13 protein-coding genes are annotated in these 17,833 nt (G+C 59.1%); 4 read left to right on the forward strand and 9 right to left on the reverse strand.

Annotated features, from left to right (window positions below):
* Nucleotides 1-83: 83 nt before the first annotated feature.
* Complete coding sequence (pbpC, locus tag IM271_RS07235) at nucleotides 84-2,411, reverse strand: peptidoglycan glycosyltransferase PbpC (RefSeq protein ID WP_059358579.1); 2,328 nt, start codon at nucleotides 2,409-2,411, stop codon at nucleotides 84-86.
* 1 nt (nucleotide 2,412) lies between these two features.
* Entirely contained in the window at nucleotides 2,413-7,365 is a 4,953-nt protein-coding gene (locus IM271_RS07240; protein ID WP_193052395.1) for an alpha-2-macroglobulin, read from the reverse strand.
* A gap of 287 nt (nucleotides 7,366-7,652) precedes the next feature.
* Here IM271_RS07240 and IM271_RS07245 point away from each other — a divergent pair, with 287 nt between their 5' ends.
* From IM271_RS07245 to IM271_RS07260, 4 genes are all read left to right on the forward strand, one after another.
* Nucleotides 7,653-9,197 (forward strand): PTS transporter subunit EIIC, encoded by a 1,545-nt coding sequence (locus tag IM271_RS07245; RefSeq protein ID WP_193052396.1) that lies wholly within the window; start codon nucleotides 7,653-7,655, stop codon nucleotides 9,195-9,197.
* 12 nt (nucleotides 9,198-9,209) lie between these two features.
* Nucleotides 9,210-10,577, forward strand: coding sequence for a 6-phospho-alpha-glucosidase (locus tag IM271_RS07250; RefSeq protein ID WP_047364170.1), 1,368 nt, complete (start codon nucleotides 9,210-9,212; stop codon nucleotides 10,575-10,577).
* 90 nt (nucleotides 10,578-10,667) lie between these two features.
* The gene (gene sseA / locus IM271_RS07255; RefSeq protein ID WP_028014070.1) at nucleotides 10,668-11,513 is read left to right on the forward strand and encodes a 3-mercaptopyruvate sulfurtransferase; all 846 of its coding nucleotides are present in this window, start codon (nucleotides 10,668-10,670) and stop codon (nucleotides 11,511-11,513) included.
* Nucleotides 11,513-12,283 (forward strand): MurR/RpiR family transcriptional regulator, encoded by a 771-nt coding sequence (locus tag IM271_RS07260; protein ID WP_028014071.1) that lies wholly within the window; start codon nucleotides 11,513-11,515, stop codon nucleotides 12,281-12,283. Before sseA ends, IM271_RS07260 begins: the two co-directional genes overlap by 1 nt.
* A 17-nt stretch (nucleotides 12,284-12,300) precedes the next feature.
* Here the strand turns inward: IM271_RS07260 and sseB are convergent, their stop codons facing one another.
* The 7 genes from sseB to iscA all read right to left on the reverse strand — a co-directional run bounded on the left by sseB (nucleotide 12,301) and on the right by iscA (nucleotide 17,833).
* Nucleotides 12,301-13,077, reverse strand: a complete 777-nt coding sequence (sseB, locus tag IM271_RS07265) for an enhanced serine sensitivity protein SseB (protein WP_047368102.1) — start codon at nucleotides 13,075-13,077, stop codon at nucleotides 12,301-12,303.
* A gap of 96 nt (nucleotides 13,078-13,173) precedes the next feature.
* Nucleotides 13,174-14,460 carry an aminopeptidase PepB gene (gene pepB / locus IM271_RS07270; RefSeq protein ID WP_047368103.1) on the reverse strand — a complete coding sequence of 429 codons (1,287 nt, stop codon included), beginning with the start codon at nucleotides 14,458-14,460 and terminating at the stop codon, nucleotides 13,174-13,176.
* A gap of 53 nt (nucleotides 14,461-14,513) precedes the next feature.
* Nucleotides 14,514-14,714 (reverse strand): Fe-S cluster assembly protein IscX, encoded by a 201-nt coding sequence (gene iscX, locus IM271_RS07275; RefSeq protein ID WP_003860650.1) that lies wholly within the window; start codon nucleotides 14,712-14,714, stop codon nucleotides 14,514-14,516.
* A 1-nt stretch (nucleotide 14,715) separates the two neighbouring features.
* Entirely contained in the window at nucleotides 14,716-15,051 is a 336-nt protein-coding gene (gene fdx / locus IM271_RS07280; RefSeq protein WP_003860652.1) for an ISC system 2Fe-2S type ferredoxin, read from the reverse strand.
* A 1-nt stretch (nucleotide 15,052) separates the two neighbouring features.
* Entirely contained in the window at nucleotides 15,053-16,903 is a 1,851-nt protein-coding gene (hscA, locus tag IM271_RS07285; protein ID WP_193052397.1) for a Fe-S protein assembly chaperone HscA, read from the reverse strand.
* A gap of 14 nt (nucleotides 16,904-16,917) precedes the next feature.
* The gene (gene hscB / locus IM271_RS07290; RefSeq protein ID WP_193052398.1) at nucleotides 16,918-17,433 is read right to left on the reverse strand and encodes a co-chaperone HscB; all 516 of its coding nucleotides are present in this window, start codon (nucleotides 17,431-17,433) and stop codon (nucleotides 16,918-16,920) included.
* Nucleotides 17,434-17,509: 76 nt separating this feature from the next.
* Nucleotides 17,510-17,833, reverse strand: a complete 324-nt coding sequence (gene iscA / locus IM271_RS07295; RefSeq protein WP_003860659.1) for an iron-sulfur cluster assembly protein IscA — start codon at nucleotides 17,831-17,833, stop codon at nucleotides 17,510-17,512.

Genomic DNA, 17,833 nt, shown 5'->3' on the forward strand with positions numbered 1-17,833 from the left:
GTTCCTTAAAATAAAAACGCATTCTCGTTTTTTTTCAGGAACGAATATTGATAATTATCAAACTAACTCTTCGGGGGTAACACTTAACGGTCTAATTGAAAATTCACCGTCGCCGTTTGTCCTGAGTCATCCATTACAAGTAATTGATATTCGCCAGGCAAATATAATTTTAATGAATGAGTATTATTGCGGCCTTCTAACGGTTCTCCATTTAAAAACCACCAACGCCCACCTTCTCCTCCAGTCGTAATAACAGATAGCGTCACGTTCCCTTCACCAGGGAGTCGCTTAATAACAGCCCCCTCTCTGATACCCGAAATCATAAGCGGTGCCGCATTGTTATTATCCAGCGGCGGGCAGAGCGTCGATCTCGCTGGAAGACGCGCAGCCCTTTTTTCCGCTGCGGGCAGCCACGGCTCCAGCGGCAGTGGCCAGACGTCGAGAACTTTTTCTGTGGCATCAGGGCAATCTGCCGCCACACGCTTGCCCGTTTTATCCAGCCAGACCGGGAAACGAATGCCGCGAATGCCTTCCTGTTCCGGCAGCAGCAGCGTGGGCGGTTCACTCCCTTCCAGCAGCCAGGTCGAAAGACGACGCCGACAGTTTTCACTGCCTTCCGGCAGCGACTGGCCGCCCGGCCAGCAGATCACGCCCCGCCCAACGCTTTCCGGGCGCGGATCGCGCGGCAGGCGGGCCTCGTCTATTGTCGAGCGTGACTGAAGCAGGTTATTCACCTGGTTTAATAGCGGAACCGCGCTGGCAAAACCAAACTGCCCCGCTACCGGCGTGCCGTCAGGTCGTCCGGTCCATATGCCGATGACGTAACGGGCATTCAGACCGATGGCCCAGGCATCGCGGTAGCCATAGCTGGTGCCCGTTTTCCACGCCAGCGGCGCAATTTGCGGCAGCGCACTGTCCGGCAGAGGCTGCGCTTCATTCGCCAGAATACGGCGAATAATCCACGCCGAACCTGGCGATAACAGCGGGCGTTCAGTTAGCGGGTCGCCCGGCTGTAAGCGCAGCCGGCCCGCCTTGCCATGCCTTGCAAAGGCGCTGTACGCGGCGGCGATATCTGCCAGCCTCGCGCCTGCGCCACCCAGGATCAGCGACAGATTCGGCTGCGCTCCGGCAGGCAGGATCAGCGGCAGGCCTGCGTTACTCAGCATCCCGGCAAACCGTTTGGGACCGTAGGCTTCCAGCACCTGGACGGCTGGCAGGTTGAGCGAGCGCACCAGCGCTTCACTCATGCTGACCGGCCCGTGGAACCCGCTGTCAAAATTTCCCGGGCGATAATCACCGGTTTTTCTGGGCACATCCTGAAGCAGCGAGGCGGGATGGATCAGGCCATCATCCAGCGCCATACCGTAGATAAACGGTTTCAATACCGAGCCCGGGGATCGGATCGCGTTAACCATATCCACATGGCTGAAACGCGTGTCATCATTGATATCCACCGAGCCGACCCAGCCGCGCACCTTCATGTCGGTATGATCGACCACGATCATCGCCAGCGAACTGCGTGCCGGCAGGCGGGATTTCCAGTTCATCGCCAGCTCTTCCAGCTGCCGTTGCAGTCCGGCATCCAGCGTAGTGACAATCTTTGTGTCGCGGCTTTTGCCGAGCATCATGCGTGCAAAGAGCGGCGCCAGCTGCGGCATCTGCCGGGGAGCCAGCCATACCGGCTCTTCACGGGACTCTTTCACCTGCTTTGCTGACCAGACGCCCTGAATCATCATGCGATCGAGCACTTTGTTGCGTGCCGCTTCGGCCCGCTCGGGCCAGCGATCCGGGCGCAGACGACTGGGTGCCTGCGGCAGTACCGCCAGCAACGCCGCGTCGGAGTAGCTCAGCTGCGACGGGGGTTTCCCAAGGTAGGTCCAGCTTGCTGCTCCCACGCCCTGCAGCGTGCCGCCAAACGGAGCACGATTGAGATAGAGCGTAAGAATGTCACGCTTAGAGAGGTGCCATTCCAGCTGCATCGCCCGCCAGAGCTGGCGAATTTTGCCGCCAAAGGTGCGCGGATGCGGATCCAACAGGCGTGCCACCTGCATGGTAAGCGTGCTTCCTCCCGAAACCACTCTTCCGGAGCTGAGATCCTGCCAGGCGGCGCGCAGGACAGAGAGCGGGTTTACGCCCGGATGCTCCCAGAACCAGCGATCTTCGTACTGGATCAGAGCCTCAAGATAACGGGGAGAAACCTCTTCAATGGTCACCGGGTAGCGCCAGATGCCTTCGCTGTCGGCAAAACGCCAGAGCGGCGCGCCCTTCTCGTCTACCACAACTCGTGCGGGGTTAACCTCTTTCAGAGGCAGCGGCCACAGGCGGTCGGCGGCGACAATCAGCCCCCCTAAAACGAGAAGCGCTCCCGCCAGCCAAAGCCAGCGGGAGCGTGTCAGACGCGCTATCAACATATTACGGAACAACAATCAGCGGGCCGCTGGCCGCACCCGTTGCCCGCCACTGCGGAAAGTACATAGACTCCACCATCGGAACCGGCACCTGGTAGGTGCCCGGCGTTACGGCACGGGCCAGATAAACCAGCGTAACCGGCTGACCTCTGTTTACCGGCACGGCGGCCACAAAACGGTCGTCGCGGAACTCCATGTGCTGAATGTCCGCCTGCTGCATCTGGCTGAGCAGGTTCTGCACTTCGCTGCCGCTGTCCTGCAGGCTTGCGCTGCTGCTCGCCAGGTTCTGGTTTTCCAGCTCCAGACCAGCAGGGAGGAGATCCACAACCAGCGCATCCGGAACGTTCTGGCTGGCTTTCACTTCAAGCCAGACCAGCACCAGTTCACCGCTCTTCAGCGAAGAGAGCGATTTGCTGCTGCCATCGGTTGCCAGGATATGACGTTCAACCTGCAGCACGTTGGAACTCGGCTGAGGCGCATATTCCGGATAGCCGGTGCTGTCCAGACGTACCCACAGCGGTGCCGTGCCGGTATTGGTTACCTGAAGCGCACCAAGCTGGTCGCCGCTTACGTTTTGTACCTGCGCCTTATCGCCGCCTGATGCGGTATCAGACAACGTGGTTTTCGCCTGCCATGCGCCTGACAGGGTTTGCAGCGAACGTCCGGCCAGGAACAGCGCATTGCTCTCCTGGGTGGATAGCCAGCGCTGGCTGAATGCCTGTTCAGAAAGAGCATTCAGCAGCGTATTTTGCGCATCCGGCAGCAATTTATACTCCTCCAGAAGGGAGAGCATCAGCGCGTTATCGCGAAGCGGGCTGCCGTAATCGGCCATCCATGTTTTTCTGTCGTTACGCGGCGTTTTGAGCGCCAGATCCAGCGCCTGCTGGCTGCGCGGCGCATCGCCCATCAGTTTGAGCGCCATGCCCAGCTGCATCAGCGGCAGCCCGGAAGCCGCCTGCCCGTGGCGCTCCCAGATTTCACGCAGCGCGCCCAGCGGGGCTTTTTGCTGACGCGCCAGCACCAGCGAGGCATACGCCTGCACGGCAAATTTGCTGGCCTTGGCGTCGTCGCTGTAGCGGATAGACATCATGCCCGGATCCTGCAGGTAGCGCAGCAGACGGTTGTTGGCGTTGTTCACCGCATCGGCAGGTACGCTATAACCCTGCTCGCCCGCGCGCACCAGGAAGTCAGTCACATAGGCGGTCAGCCAGTACTCTTCAGGGCCATTTTTATCCCACAAGGCAAAACCGCCATCATCACGCTGCATCTGCAGCAGACGGGAGATCCCAATATCAATGGCAGCACGGCGCTGGTCATCGGTATCTCCTTTTATACCAAGCGCGGTAAGCTGCGCGGCGTTGGTATAGAGTGACGGGAACAGGCCGCTGGTGGTCTGCTCCAGGCAGCCATACGGATACGCCTGCAGTTCACGAATATAGCGCGCCAGGTTGAGCGGTGGTTTGCCGCTCAGCAGCAGTTGCCCCTGCAGGGTGGCAGGAGAGAAACCGTTGCTGTGCTGCGCCGGTGCGGTCCAGGACTCGCCGGGGTTCAGCATGGCACCGGTATTGACCGTCTGCGCCGGGAATGCCGGACGTACGCCAATTTTCCAGCTCTTCTGCTGCGGGGCAAAGGTTTCGCCCGGAAGCTCCAGGCCGGTAACCTGCGCCGTCACCTCACCGTCGCCATAACCCTCCAGCGCACGCACCGGAATAAACAGGGTACTGCGCGCGCCCGGCGGCAACTGAACCGGCTGCGGCTGTGCACCTTCCAGCGACACTTTGCCTGTCGCGCTCAGGGCGACGTTCAGCGATTGCGGTTTGTCGGTCAGGTTAGTGAGATCCAACGTCAGCCGTGAGGTATCTCCACTTGCCAGGAAGCGCGGAGTATTAAGCTCGGTAATAACCGGCGCGGCCACCACAACCTTGCTTTCGCTGCTGCCGAAATCATCTTCCGTCCACGCCTGCGCCATCAGACGCAGTTCGCCGTTGAAATCACCAATAGGCAGCGTAACGGTGCCTTCTCCGTTGGCATCCAGCGTAACCGGCTGAGCCTGCTGGGCAATAATGGTGACGTGGTTCACCGGCGGTTTACCGCCGCGCTTGAGTTCATCGCCGTCACCACCGAAACGCAGCGCGGCCATGCGGCCCTGCCCTTCAATGACCTGGCCGTAGATATCATAGATATCAGCGCCGTAACGCTTCTGGCCGAAGAAGGCCTGCCATGGATCTGGCGTAACGTAATCGGTAATGTTCAGCACGCCGCTGTCCACCGCCGAGACCAGCACGTTCACTTTCTGCGGAACCGCCCCCTCTTTTACGCTGGCTTTCACTTTCACAGAGAGCGTCTGGTTTGGACGCATTTTCAGCGGGTTATCCAGCGCAATGTTCAGGCGGCGATTTTCGTCGCCCATCGGCAGATGCAGCAGACCAACCGCGCGCTTCGGCGTGGCGGATTTGGATTTATCGCCAGGACGCACCACCAGCGTACTGAGATAGAGATCGTGACGTTTCCAGGCTTTATCCACCGGAATGGAAAGATCGAGCCCGTTTGCCGGTACGTCGATCTCTTTCCACCACAGCGGCCCTTCGCTGGACTCGATCATGGCATAGCCCTTGCCTGCGGCTGGCGCTGCAATGTGCAGCTGGATGGTATCGCCTGGCTGATAGGCCGGTTTATCCAGTTTCAGGGTCACGCGGTCAGGGCGCGCCGCACCCGTGCCGTCGCTGTTATCCTGCCAGCTGTAACCTGCCCAGAAGCGCACGCTGCTGACCACATCATCAGGCGCTTTCACTTCCAGACGGTATGAGCCCCACTCCACCGGGAAGGTGACTTTGCCGGTTTCATCGGCCTTAAGGCTAAGCTCCTGCTCGCCCTCAATCAGCTCTTTTTGATCAAACTGAGACTGCCAGCCTTCGCTCTCGGACCAGTTCCAGAAATAGTCACGGCGTTCACGGATCAGGCGTACCTGTAAGCCGGATACCGCTTTTTTCGCGCCGCTGGCATCGGCATAGACGATGTCAAAGCTGGCGTTGCCGTTCTCGTCGACGATCGGTTGGTTGACGGTGGTATCGGTACGGTAGTCGTAGACCGCCTTACTGGCGAACTGCGGACGGATACCCGGCAGTTGCGCCGCCGGCCAGATAGCCTGCTCCGCGCGGCGCGTCACCGGACGACCGCCTGATTCCAGCAGGCTCGCCTGCAGGATCAGCTGCAGAGGCGAGTGTACCTCTTTCCACTGGCTTTCGATGGTGACCTGCCCGTGACCCTGCTCATCCAGCGTAAGCTGCACTTCATCCAGACTGCGGCTCAGATTTTCTTCCGCAATATCACCAAACTGGAAGCCGGGCAGCGCAGCAACGGCCTCACGCAGCGGACGCAGGAAAAGCTGGCCCTGAAGAGAATTGCCGTTGGCCGGAGCGCCATACAGGTAATAGCCCACGATGTTGAAGTCCACCTCATCCTGTGGGGAAACCGGTGCTTTTTGTCCCGTCAGATTGAGCGCCATACGCTCGGGCATAAAATCTTCGACGTGGAAATCCCACAGGCGCTGCTGGTTATCACCGATATTCGCGAGAATATGCCACATGCCTGTCTGGGCACCGCTATCCAGCGCGTAATTGAAGCGGTAGAGGCCGTTCTCAGGCTGAACAACGATCGTGCGTGCCACCTGCCCGTCCGGGCGCAGCACGTCAAGCTTCACGGGCTGATCGGGAAGCGGTTTTCCGTCGCTGTCGCGCAGCAGGCCGTTAAGGATCACCGTTTCACCCGGACGATAGAGATCGCGTGGGCCAAACATAAAGAATTGCTTGCTGAAGCCGGGGCTACCGGCGATGTCGAACTCTGCCAGGTCGAGCGCTGGGAGCTTGAGATCGAGCAGCGTAGTCTGGCCGTCTTTGCTGGCGAGGATCAGCGCGGCTTCTTTGTCTGTTTCAAGCTTCGCATGGCCGTCGGCGTCGCTGCTGGCTTCGGCGAGCGTCTGACCTTTGTCATTCAGCAGCGTGACGGTGACGCCGGACTGCGCCGCACCGTTTTCCAGGCTCTGGGTGAAAATGTCCAGCCGGTTATGATAGCGGTGAGCAGACAAACCGATATCGCTCAGGGTAAAGAGCGTGGCGGCATTGCTGTAGTTGTAGTGCCCTGCCTGGTTCATGACGGCGATATAAACGCCGGACTGCTGAAGCGGCTTGATATCTTTAAGCGGCAGGAGCAGTTTTTCACGCGTGTTGCGCTCCGGGTTGAGGTCAAAACGACCGGTATAGACCAGTTCCGCCATCTTCAGCAGATTGTCAGATTCCCAGTTGGTCAGCGAGTTGCGGTACTCCCACTGGCTGACAAACGAGGCCAGCGATTCCGGCTTCACGCGGTAGAAATTGACGTCCACATTGTTGACGTTAAGCGCCATCACCGGCAGCCCTTCCACCACTTTGCCCGGCAGCAGCGAGCCGCGGCTGGCAAAACCGACCGACGGCTCTATATCTCGCGTGGTCAGGGCTTTTTCATAATCAATGCCAAAGGTCGCTTTATTCAGCGCCACCAGGCCACGATCCACGGTGATGACCAGGTTTCGGTTAGGCTCCAGATGGCGCAGGCGAAGCTCTTTCAGGTTAGGCGCAAGTTCCCATGCCCCGTCAACTTTGCCGCTTTTCTTATCCACGACATGAACCGTCTTCGCGAAATCCTGTTCCGGATCCAGCGGGACAGAGAAGGTCAGCACCAGCGTAGCGGCGCCGTCCAGTTGCACTTCAGACGCATCAAGCAGAGTCAGCGCTTTTCCCTGACTCTGGGCGGCCATTTTAGCCAGCTTTTCAGCGTCGGGCTTTTCCGCGGCTTTCGGTGTTGATGCGGTGGATGCTGCGGGAGCCGCAGCCTGAGGTTTATCGTCGCTGTTATCACAGCCGACAAGCGTAAAGGTGGTGAGCAGCGCGAGAGAGATCGCGGCTAAGCGAAACGGTTTCATCCTGTGTCCCTGGCCTGAGGGGGCCTGTTGGTCGTCGTCCGGATAAGTATTATCCGCAAGTTTCGTTAATACAAAAAGTCCAATTTAAGAATCTGGAAAGCGCCTCGCAGAATGGCATCATGCCGCTACACCGGGATGGAACCGCGATCACAGCGCATAACGTCATATGTTACCTTTTACGTCATTTGTTTTTAAAACAAGAAGATAGCTGGATATGTTCGCTCAGAGCCTGCTAGTTTTATGACCATGACGCACCCCGAGTGCGCGGTTCAAAAAGAGAGAAAGCCATGAAACGAGCCGTGAACGCCCTACAAAATTTCGGAAAATCATTATACGGACCGGTACTTATCTTACCGATTGTCGGTCTGTTTATCGCCTTTGGCAATGTGCTGGGCAACGGTAACCTGGCCGAATACCTGCCGTTCCTTGGCCATCCGCTTATCCAGAGTATCGGCCAGCTGATCGCCAAATCTGCCGTGTCGGTGCTGGTCAACCTGGCGCTGGTGTTTGCCGTCGGGATCCCGATTGGTCTGGCGACGCGCGATAAAGGCTACGCGGCGCTGATTGGTCTGGTGACTTTCGTGGTGTTTATCAACGCCATGAACGTGACGCTGCAGCTGCAGGGCGAGCTGGCCCCTGCTGAGCAGATGAAAGCCGCCGGACAAAGCATGGTGCTGGGCGTCCAGGTGCTGGAGATGGGCGTTTTCGCCGGGATCCTGACCGGGGCGCTCTCCGGTTATCTGTACAACAAATACTCCGGCGTACAGTTTAACGGCGCGATGGCGATTTACTCCGGCCACTGTTTTGTCGCCATTGTCATGTTGCCCGTCTCTATGCTGCTCGGCGTGGTAATGAGCGAACTCTGGCCGTACGCGCAGCATGGGATTAGCGCCCTGGCGCTGGCAATTAAAGGCTCCGGCCCGTTCGGGGTGGCGATCTACGGTTTCCTTGAGCGCATTCTGGTGCCGACCGGCCTGCACCATCTGGTTTATACGCCGTTCCTGTATACCGAACTGGGGGGCACGCAGGAGGTGTGCGGCACGGCTTACCAGGGGGCGCGCAATATCTACTTCGCCGAGATGGCCTGCCCAAACGTGAAGCAGCTCAGCAGCACGGTAGTGTGGGACGCACGCGGCATCAGCAAGATGTTCGGCCTGCCCGCCGCCGCGCTGGCGATGTACATGACCGCGAAGCCGGAGCGTAAAGCCGTTGCGAAAGCCATTCTGATCCCGGCGGCGCTAACCTCGCTGCTGGTCGGCGTAACCGAACCGATTGAATTCTCCTTCCTGTTCGTCGCCCCGCTACTGTTCGTGGTGCATGCGGTCCTGACCGGTATTGGCATGATGCTGTTCTCGCTGCTGGGCGTTCATGCCATCGGCGCCAACGGGATTATCGATTTCATTCTCTACAACCTGCCGCTCGGCACCGAGAAATCCAACTGGCCGATGTACATCGTGGTTGGGCTGATCATGTTTGCCCTCTACTTCGTGGTGTTCCGCTTCCTTATCCTGCGTTTCAACATGAAAACGCCGGGCCGTGAGGATGAAGATCAGGAGACACGCCTCTACAGCAAGCAGGAGTACCAGGCGAAAGGCAATAACGACGGGCTGGGCGAGTCCATCGTGGTGGGCCTGGGCGGCCGGGAAAATATTGAGGTTGTGGATAACTGCTACACCCGCTTACGCGTCACGGTGAAGGATGTCGCCATCATCGACGAGCCGCGCCTGAAGGCGACCGGCGCGAAAGGGGTTATCAAACAAGGTAACAACGTTCAGGTGGTCTACGGGCTGCACGTCAAAAAAATGCGAGAAGCCGTTGAGACGTTTCTCTGAAAGGAGCTAAAGATGTTTACACCCCCATTCATTCTGTCGATTGCCGGCGGCGGCAGCACTTACACGCCGGGTATTGTGAAAAGCCTGATGGTGCGCCTGCAGGATTTTCCGCTGGCCGAAATCCGCCTCTATGACATCGACGAGGCACGTCAGAACACCATTGCGCCGGTGGTTGAGAAAGTGATTCGCGACCACAGCCAAAGCATCAAATTTACCGTCACCAGTGACCCGGAAGTGGCCTTCAGCGGCGCGCATTTCGTTTTCGCCCAGATGCGCGTCGGCCAGTACAAAATGCGCGAGCAGGATGAGAAGATCCCGCTGCGTCACGGCGTGGTCGGCCAGGAGACCTGCGGCCCCGGCGGGCTGGCCTACGGACTGCGCACGATCCTGCCGATGGTCGAGCTTATCGATCTGGTGGATCGCTACGCGCATGAGAAAGCCTGGATCGTGAACTACTCCAACCCGGCGGCGATCGTCGCGGAGGGCGTGCGACGCCTGCGACCAAATGCTCGCGTGCTGAACATCTGCGATATGCCGGTCGCGGCGATGCGTAATATGGGGGCCATTCTGGGTGTCGATCGTCGCAAACTGGAGGTGGACTACTTTGGCCTGAACCACTTCGGCTGGTTTACCCGCGTGCTGGTGGACGGCGAGGATAAATTACCGGAGCTGCGTAAACATATCGCGAAGTTTGGCCTGTTGACGGAAGATGCGGCCAAAACCGATCCGCAGCACTCGGATCCTTCGTGGGTTAAAACCTGGCGCAACATCAAGCCGATTATGGATAACTTCCCGGAGTACCTGCCGAACCCGTACCTGCAGTACTACCTGATGCCGAACCAGATTGTGGAGCATCAGAACCCGGACTATACCCGCGCCAACGAAGTGATGAACGGGCGTGAGAAAAAGCTGTTCGCCGCCGCCGAAGAGTACAAGCACACCGGGATTTTACCGGATGCCTTCCACGTGGGCGTTCACGGCGAGTTTATCGTCGATGTCGCCTGCTCGCTGGCCTTTAACCTGCGCCAGCGCCATCTGGTAATGGTTGAGAACCGCGGGGCGATTACTAATCTGCCATACGATGCGGTGGTGGAAGTACCCGCCTATATCACCTCCGAAGGGCCGGAGCCTGTGCGCGTGGGGCTGGTACCGCTGTTCCACCAGACCCTGCTGCAACAGCAGCTGGCGTCTGAACAGCTGCTGGTAGAGGCGACCATCGAAGGCAGCTATGAGAAAGCGCTTCAGGCGTTCACCCTCAACCGCACCGTGCCCACCATGGAGCACGCAAAAGCGATTCTGGATGAGATGATAGAAGCCAACCGCGACTACTGGCCTGCGCTGCAAAAAGCCTGGCAGGACGGCGAAACGGTGAAAAAATAGGGGCTTGCTCGCGAGTTGAACGTGGTTTGCTTGTCGGTGTCAGAAAAAACACCGACAATCCTTTTTTACGGAAAAGAATGGAGGCAACCCATGTCCACCTCATATTTTGTCGCCGCCGACTGGCTGATTGAGCACGGCGACGATCCGGAAGTCCAGATTATTGACGCGCGTATGGCCCCGCCGGGTCAGGAACATCGTGACGTTCCCGGTGAATACCGCGCAGGGCATCTGCCTGGCGCGGTATTTTTTGATATCGAAGCCCTCTCCGATCATACCTCTCCCCTGCCGCACATGCTGCCGCGCCCGGAAGCGTTTTCCGTGGCGATGCGCGAGCTGGGCGTCAGCAAAGACAAACATCTTGTTGTTTACGATGAAGGCAATCTGTTCTCCGCGCCGCGCGCATGGTGGATGCTGAAACAGTTTGGCGTGGAAAAAGTCTCGATTCTGGCGGGCGGTCTGGCGGGCTGGAAGCGTGACGAGCTGCCGCTCCAGCAGGGCGACGTGACGCTGCCGGAGGGCGAGTTCGACGCGACGTTCGACGCTAACGTGGTGAAGCGCCTGACCGACGTACTGGTCGCGAGCCATGAAAAGACGGCGCAAATCGTCGATGCGCGCCCTGCACCACGCTTTAACGCTGAAGCGGATGAACCACGTCCAGGGCTGAGACGAGGCCATATTCCAGGTGCGCTGAACGTGCCGTGGGGCGACCTGGTGTTTGAGGGCGAGCTGAAAACTACCGACGAGCTGCGTGCCATTTTTGACCGCGCGGGCGTGGATTTACATCGCCCGATTATTGCCAGCTGCGGCTCCGGCGTGACGGCCTGCGTGGTGATCCTGGCGCTCGCCACCCTCGGCGTCAACGACGTTACGCTCTACGACGGCGCCTGGAGCGAATGGGGGGCGCGTGACGATCTGCCAGTTGAACCGGCGAAATAATGGATAACCGCCTGGCCACGCTGTTAACGCGCGGGGCGTCCCTGACCCGCGCGGAGTATCGCGTCCTCGCCCACCTGACGGAGCATCCGCTGCTGGTGGGCAACATCACGGTGCGCGAACTGGCGCAGGCGACGTTTGTTTCTACCGCCACCATTATGCGGCTATGTCAGAAGCTGGGGTTTAGCGGCTTTAGCGAGTTTATCTGGCACTGCAAGCAGCTGCTCTCCGACACGCCGCATATTGCCGCTCAGGCGCAATCCCTTCCTGAGCTCCCGGCGCTGTTTAATCAGTTTATCGCTAACTATCAGCACACCTTCCAGTGGATCACGCAGGAGAAGCGCCAGCAGTTCGCCGACCTGCTGCGGCAGAAAGAGAGCTTTTTTCTCTACGGGGCCGGGTTTTCCTATCTCTTTGCCGAATACCTGACCAAGAAGCTGCAGGTGCTGGGCAAAACGGCGTTCATCTCCGGGCCGGGGGACAGCCGAAACATTTTTCTCAGCAACGCTGCGCGTTATCAGGTATTTATTGCCGTCTCCCGCAGCGGCGAAACGGAACAGGTGCTGGATAAGGCGCGGATTGCCAAAAACGTCGGCATGACGGTCGTCGCCTTTACCCGCGCCTCGGCCAATACGCTGGCGGGCATGGCGGACGTGCACTTTGCGCTGTATGACGAAGCGGTGCACTTCGCTGCCGAAGCCGCGGGCGTGACGTCGTTTGAGTCGAATCTGGTGCTGCTGATGGATTTACTGCTGCTGGAGGCAACGGGGTGACATTCACCCCGCCGTAATCAGATGATGCGGTTGGTCTTGAGATCGCGCAGGAAGCCGCCCCAGCGACGCTCATAGAATGGCGTAATGTGCTCGGTAATAAAATGGCTGATGCCCTTCTCACCTTTCGTCACCTGACAGATATCGATCGGCTCATCGCCCGGCAGCGTGTCGGTGGCCACGCTTCCCGCCGCCTGAATGATGTCGTCGATATCGCCGTCGGCTTCAATCCCAATCAGCAGAACAGGCTTTTCGTCAGCGCTCTCTTTGATAGAACAGAGGAACGCGCGTCTTACCGGTTTCAGAGTTTTGAACAGCGTGGTCAGCGAATCGATCATCTGCGCAGGCGGCTCGGCCACCTCAGACAGCAGCAGCGTTTCGCCCCCTTCCAGCACCTCCTGGGTGCTAAGCGGATTGCCCTCTTCACCAATCAGGTGGCTGATCTCGCGCGGGGTGAATTCTTTCCCGGTTGGCAGCTTAGCGTTGAGGAACAGCGTCTGGCCCAGCGTCATTTCGAACAGCGTGCGCACCGGCATTACCACGAACGCCTGTTCATCTTCTACCGCTTCCTGCAACGCTTCCAATGAAGTGAAGAACGGGATAACCGACGTGCCGTCATCTTTCTCCCAGTGCAGCAGATCCAGCGCGCTGTCTTCCACTACCTGCTCACCTTCCGCCGCGGTGCCCGGCACCCAGACGGTGGATTCCAGTAGCGTGCGGAAAAATGCCGGACGATGGGCGGGCTCGGTCGCCGCCTGTTCCAGCAGGGTTTCTAATTCGTTTTTGGTATCTGACATAGTTTGGCTACTTCAATAAACGCCGGGTGGCGCTTTGCTTACCCGGCCTACAAAACCACAGGCCCGTGCAAGCGCAGCGCCGCCGGGCAAAAAAGATCACTCAGCCGTCAGCAGGTTCGCCACGGTACGCACGCCCAGACCGGTCGCCCCCGCGGACCACTGCTCAACTGCCGCTTTACGGTAGGTTGCGGAGCAGTCGATGTGCAGCCAGCCTTCGTGATAGTTCTCAACGAAGTGCGACAGGAAGCCTGCTGCGGTACTTGCCCCCGCCGGGTACGCCGCGCTCGCGGTGTTATTCAGCTCGGCAAAGTTAGACGGCAGCTGGCTGCGGTGGAACTCGGCCAGCGGCAGACGCCAGAACGGTTCGTTTTCCGCAGCCGCGCTTGCCAGCAGGCGAGCGGCCAGCTTGTCGTCAAAGCTGAACAGCGCGTGGTAGTCGTTGCCCAGGGCGGTTTTCGCCGCGCCGGTCAGGGTCGCCATGTCGATAATCAGCTCTGGCTTCTGGGCAGAGGCGTCGATGAGGCCATCGGCCAGCACCAGACGGCCTTCGGCATCGGTGTTCATCACTTCGACATTTTTACCGTTGCGGTAGCGAATGATGTCGCCCAGCTTGAAGGCGTTGCCGCTCACCATGTTGTCCGCGCAGCACAGGTAGAGCTTCACGCGCTTGTTCAGACCGCGGGTGATGGCGAATGCCAGCGCGCCGGTGATGGTTGCCGCGCCGCCCATGTCGGACTTCATGGAATCCATGAACGCGCTCTGCTTCAGGCTGTAGCCGCCGGTGTCGAAGGTGATACCTTTACCGACCAGGCAGGCAAAGACAGGCGCTTCTTTATCGCCGGTTGGGTTGTAATCCAGCGCCAGCAGGACCGGAGGACGTTCGGAGCCGCGGCCCACGGTATGAATGCCCATGTAGTTCTGCTCGCGCAGATCTTCACCTTTGGTGATGCGGTAGGACATCTTATCCCCCGCCACGCCGCACAGCAGGTCAACCGCACGCTGCGCCAGTTGCTCAGGGCCTAACTCCTCCGCCGGGGCATTGATGGTGTCGCGCACCCAGTCGATAATTTTCAGGCGGCTTTCCAGCTCTTTCTGACCGGCTTCGTCGAGGTTCGCCCACTCAATTTTACGGGTGCCTTTCGGGCCTTTGTAGCCCGCCCAGAACGCCCAGCTGCGGTCAGTATCCCAACCTTCGCCTTCCAGCGAGACATGCTTAATGCCCAGGCCGTCAATTTTACGCGCGGCGCGCTGGATCAGACCTAAATCATCTTTGCCCGTCAGGTGCAGGGTGATACCGTCGTTGTTGATGCTGTAGCTGGCTTTCTCGCCCCAGCGCGCGTCGGCGGGCTGCGTAGAGAGCGTAATCTTCATCGCTTCGGTCATTTTATTTATCCTTATTAGCAAACGGGCCGCCTGAAGGCAGCCCGTTAAGTGATTTACTCTGCTTCATCTAACCAGACTAACAGAATCGCCTCCAGAATTTTTTCATTGGATGCGTTTGGATCGTCGTCGAAATCCTCTAAATCGCAGATCCACTGGTGCATGTCGGTGAATCGTACGGTTTTGGGATCGAGATCCGGGTTCGCGTCGTAGAGCGCTTCGCCGATTTCACGGCTGTCTGTCCACTTCAGTCCCATATTAATGCTCGCGTGCGTGGTTGATGGTGTAGCGTGGGAATTCCACGACCAGATCTTCATCGGTCACCGCGGCCTGGCAGCTCAGGCGGCTGTCTGGCTCCAGACCCCATGCTTTATCCAGCATGTCGTCTTCGTCTTCGGTGCTCTCGGCGAGAGAGTCAAAACCTTCACGCACGATGCAGTGGCAGGTGGTGCAGGCACAGGATTTTTCACAGGCGTGTTCCACTTCGATACCTGCACGCAGGGCAACATCGAGAATGGTTTCACCGGTCTTCGCTTCCAGAACAGCGCCATCCGGACAGAGGTCCGCATGAGGCAAAATAACAATCTTTGGCATATTAAACCTCGTCCACGGACTGGCCTTTCAGCGCGACGCGGACAGATTTGTCCATGCGGCGAGCAGCGAAGTCCTGGGTTTGTTTATCAACGTTTTTAATGGCTTCTTCTATTGCGTCAGCGTCATTGCCTTCGGCGACTGCGCGTAAGCGCGCGGCAGCCTCGTCAATCACCTGACGCTCGGCGGCGCTTAACAGCGCGGCATCGGCAGCGAGCGCCCCGTTCAGACTTTCCAGCACGCGTGCGGCTTCAACTTTCTGTTCAGCCAGCATACGCGCCTTCACATCCTGCTCGGCGTAGCTCATTGAATCCTGGATCATGGAGGCGATTTCGCCATCGGTCAGGCCGTAGGACGGCTTCACCTGGATGGACGACTCCACGCCGGTCGATTTTTCCATCGCCGTGACGCTCAGCAGGCCGTCCGCATCTACCTGGAAGGTCACGCGGATATGCGCCCCGCCCGCAGGCAGCGCCGGGATGCCGCGCAGCGCAAAGCGCGCCAGAGAGCGGCAGTCCTGCACCAGTTCGCGCTCGCCCTGCATCACGTGGATGGACATCGCGGTCTGGCCGTCTTTGAAGGTGGTGAACTCCTGCGCACGCGCCACCGGAATGGTGGTGTTACGCGGGATCACTTTCTCCACCAGGCCGCCCATAGTTTCTAAACCGAGAGACAGCGGGATGACGTCCAGCAGCAGCATTTCGCTGTCCGGCTTGTTGCCAACCAGAATATCGGCCTGGATAGCGGCGCCGACGGCAACCACTTTGTCCGGGTCGATGGAGGTCAGCGGCGTGCGGCCAAAGAATTCGCCCACGCGCTCGCGCACCAGCGGCACGCGCGTTGAGCCGCCCACCATGACCACTTCCAGCACCTCGTCAGCCTCCACGCCCGCATCCTTCAATGCGCGACGGCAGGCCAGCAGGGTGCGTTTAACCAGAGGCGCAATCAGCTCGCTGAACTGGTCGCGGGTGATTTCACCCTGCCAGCCTGCGACATTAACGCTGACCGACTGCGCATCGCTCAGCGCAATTTTGGCGTCGATGGCCGCATCCAGCAGTTCGCGCTGAACGCGCGCATCGCTGCGATCGCTGATGCCCGCCTGATTGCGGATGTAGTCCGCCAGCAGATGGTCGAAATCATCGCCGCCGAGCGCGGAATCCCCGCCGGTCGCCAGCACTTCAAATACCCCGCGGCTCAGGCGCAGGATAGAAATATCAAAGGTACCGCCGCCGAGGTCGTAAACCGCAATCACCCCTTCCTGACCGGAGTCGAGGCCGTAGGCAATCGCCGCCGCCGTCGGTTCGTTCAGCAGGCGCAGCACGTGCAGGCCCGCCAGACGCGCGGCGTCTTTGGTGCCCTGACGCTGTGCGTCGTCAAAATAGGCCGGAACGGTGATCACTACGCCGTCCAGATCGCCGCCGAGCGTCGCCGTCGCGCGCGCCGCCAGCGCTTTGAGGATGTCAGCAGACACGCGAATTGGGTTCAGCAAACCGGCCGCCGTGGCAATCATCGGCAGACCGTTTTCACTGGCCTGCAGCTGATACGGCAGGTGCGGGTAGCGGGTCTGGATATCAGCCAGCGAGCGGCCCATCATGCGCTTTACGGAGCTGATGGTGTTGGCCGGATCGCGCGCGGCGTTGGCGCGGGCGTCATAGCCGACCGCGTGACCCTGCTGCTGGTAGTGGACCACGGAAGGCAGCAGATGGCGGCCCTGCTCGTCGGCCAGCGTTTCCGCCTGGCCGCTGCGCACGGTCGCCACGAGGGAATTGGTGGTGCCCAGGTCAATACCGACCGCCAGACGACGCTGGTGCGGTGAGGCGCTTAAGCCAGGCTCACTAATTTGTAATAAGGCCATAATTGCTTCCGAAATTAAAAATCGAGCAGCTTTTCTTCGAGTTGTTCAGCGCTGCTTCGCAGTTTATCGAGAAAACGGAGTTTGCGCACAGTGTCTGCCGCCACGTCCCAGGTCTCGTTGTTCAGTTGCTCCATCATCTGCTGATGGCGGGTATCGAACATGCCCTCCACGCGCGTGATAAAACGTTCCAGACGCGCTTCGTCTTTGGCCTGTTCAATCTCATCCAGCTCTTCGCGCAGCTCCAGCTGTTCCATCAGAAACGCGGTGTCGCGCACGGTGTGCTGTTCGCTCGCCAGATCAAAGCCGTGGAGCGAGAGCAGATATTCTGCACGCGCCAGCGGATGGCGCAGCGTCTGCCAGGCCTGGTTGATGGTCGCGGAGTGCGATACCGCAGCCAGCTGCTCTGCCTGCGTCCCGCTGGCGAATTTATCCGGATGATACTGACGCTGCAGATCCTGAAAACGGACCGTCAGTGCCTGAAGATCGATCGGGTATTGAGCGGGTAGTCCGAAGAGAGTGAAGTAATCCATAACAATCTCAGGGGTAGCCTGTTAGAACAAACCCCACGCGCAGCAAAGCCACGGTGGGGTTTCGGATGACGCGCGGTTAAACGTGGAAGCTTTCGCCGCAACCACACTCGTCTTTGACGTTCGGGTTCGTGAATTTGAACCCTTCGTTCAGGCCTTCTTTTACGAAGTCCAGCTGAGTGCCGTTGAGAAATTGCAGGCTTTTGCCATCGACCACCACCTTCACGCCCTTGTCTTCAAACACGGTGTCATCAGACGCCGGCTCGTCAACAAACTCCAGTACGTAAGCCATACCAGAACAGCCGGAGGTACGTACGCCCAGTCGCAGGCCAAAGCCTTTACCACGGTTCGCCAGAAAAGAGCTTACTCGCGCGGCAGCGCTGTCGCTAAGGGTAATCGACAT

This window comes from Enterobacter cloacae complex sp. I3 (assembly GCF_014896175.1).
In the GTDB taxonomy this organism is placed as follows: domain Bacteria; phylum Pseudomonadota; class Gammaproteobacteria; order Enterobacterales; family Enterobacteriaceae; genus Enterobacter; species Enterobacter bugandensis.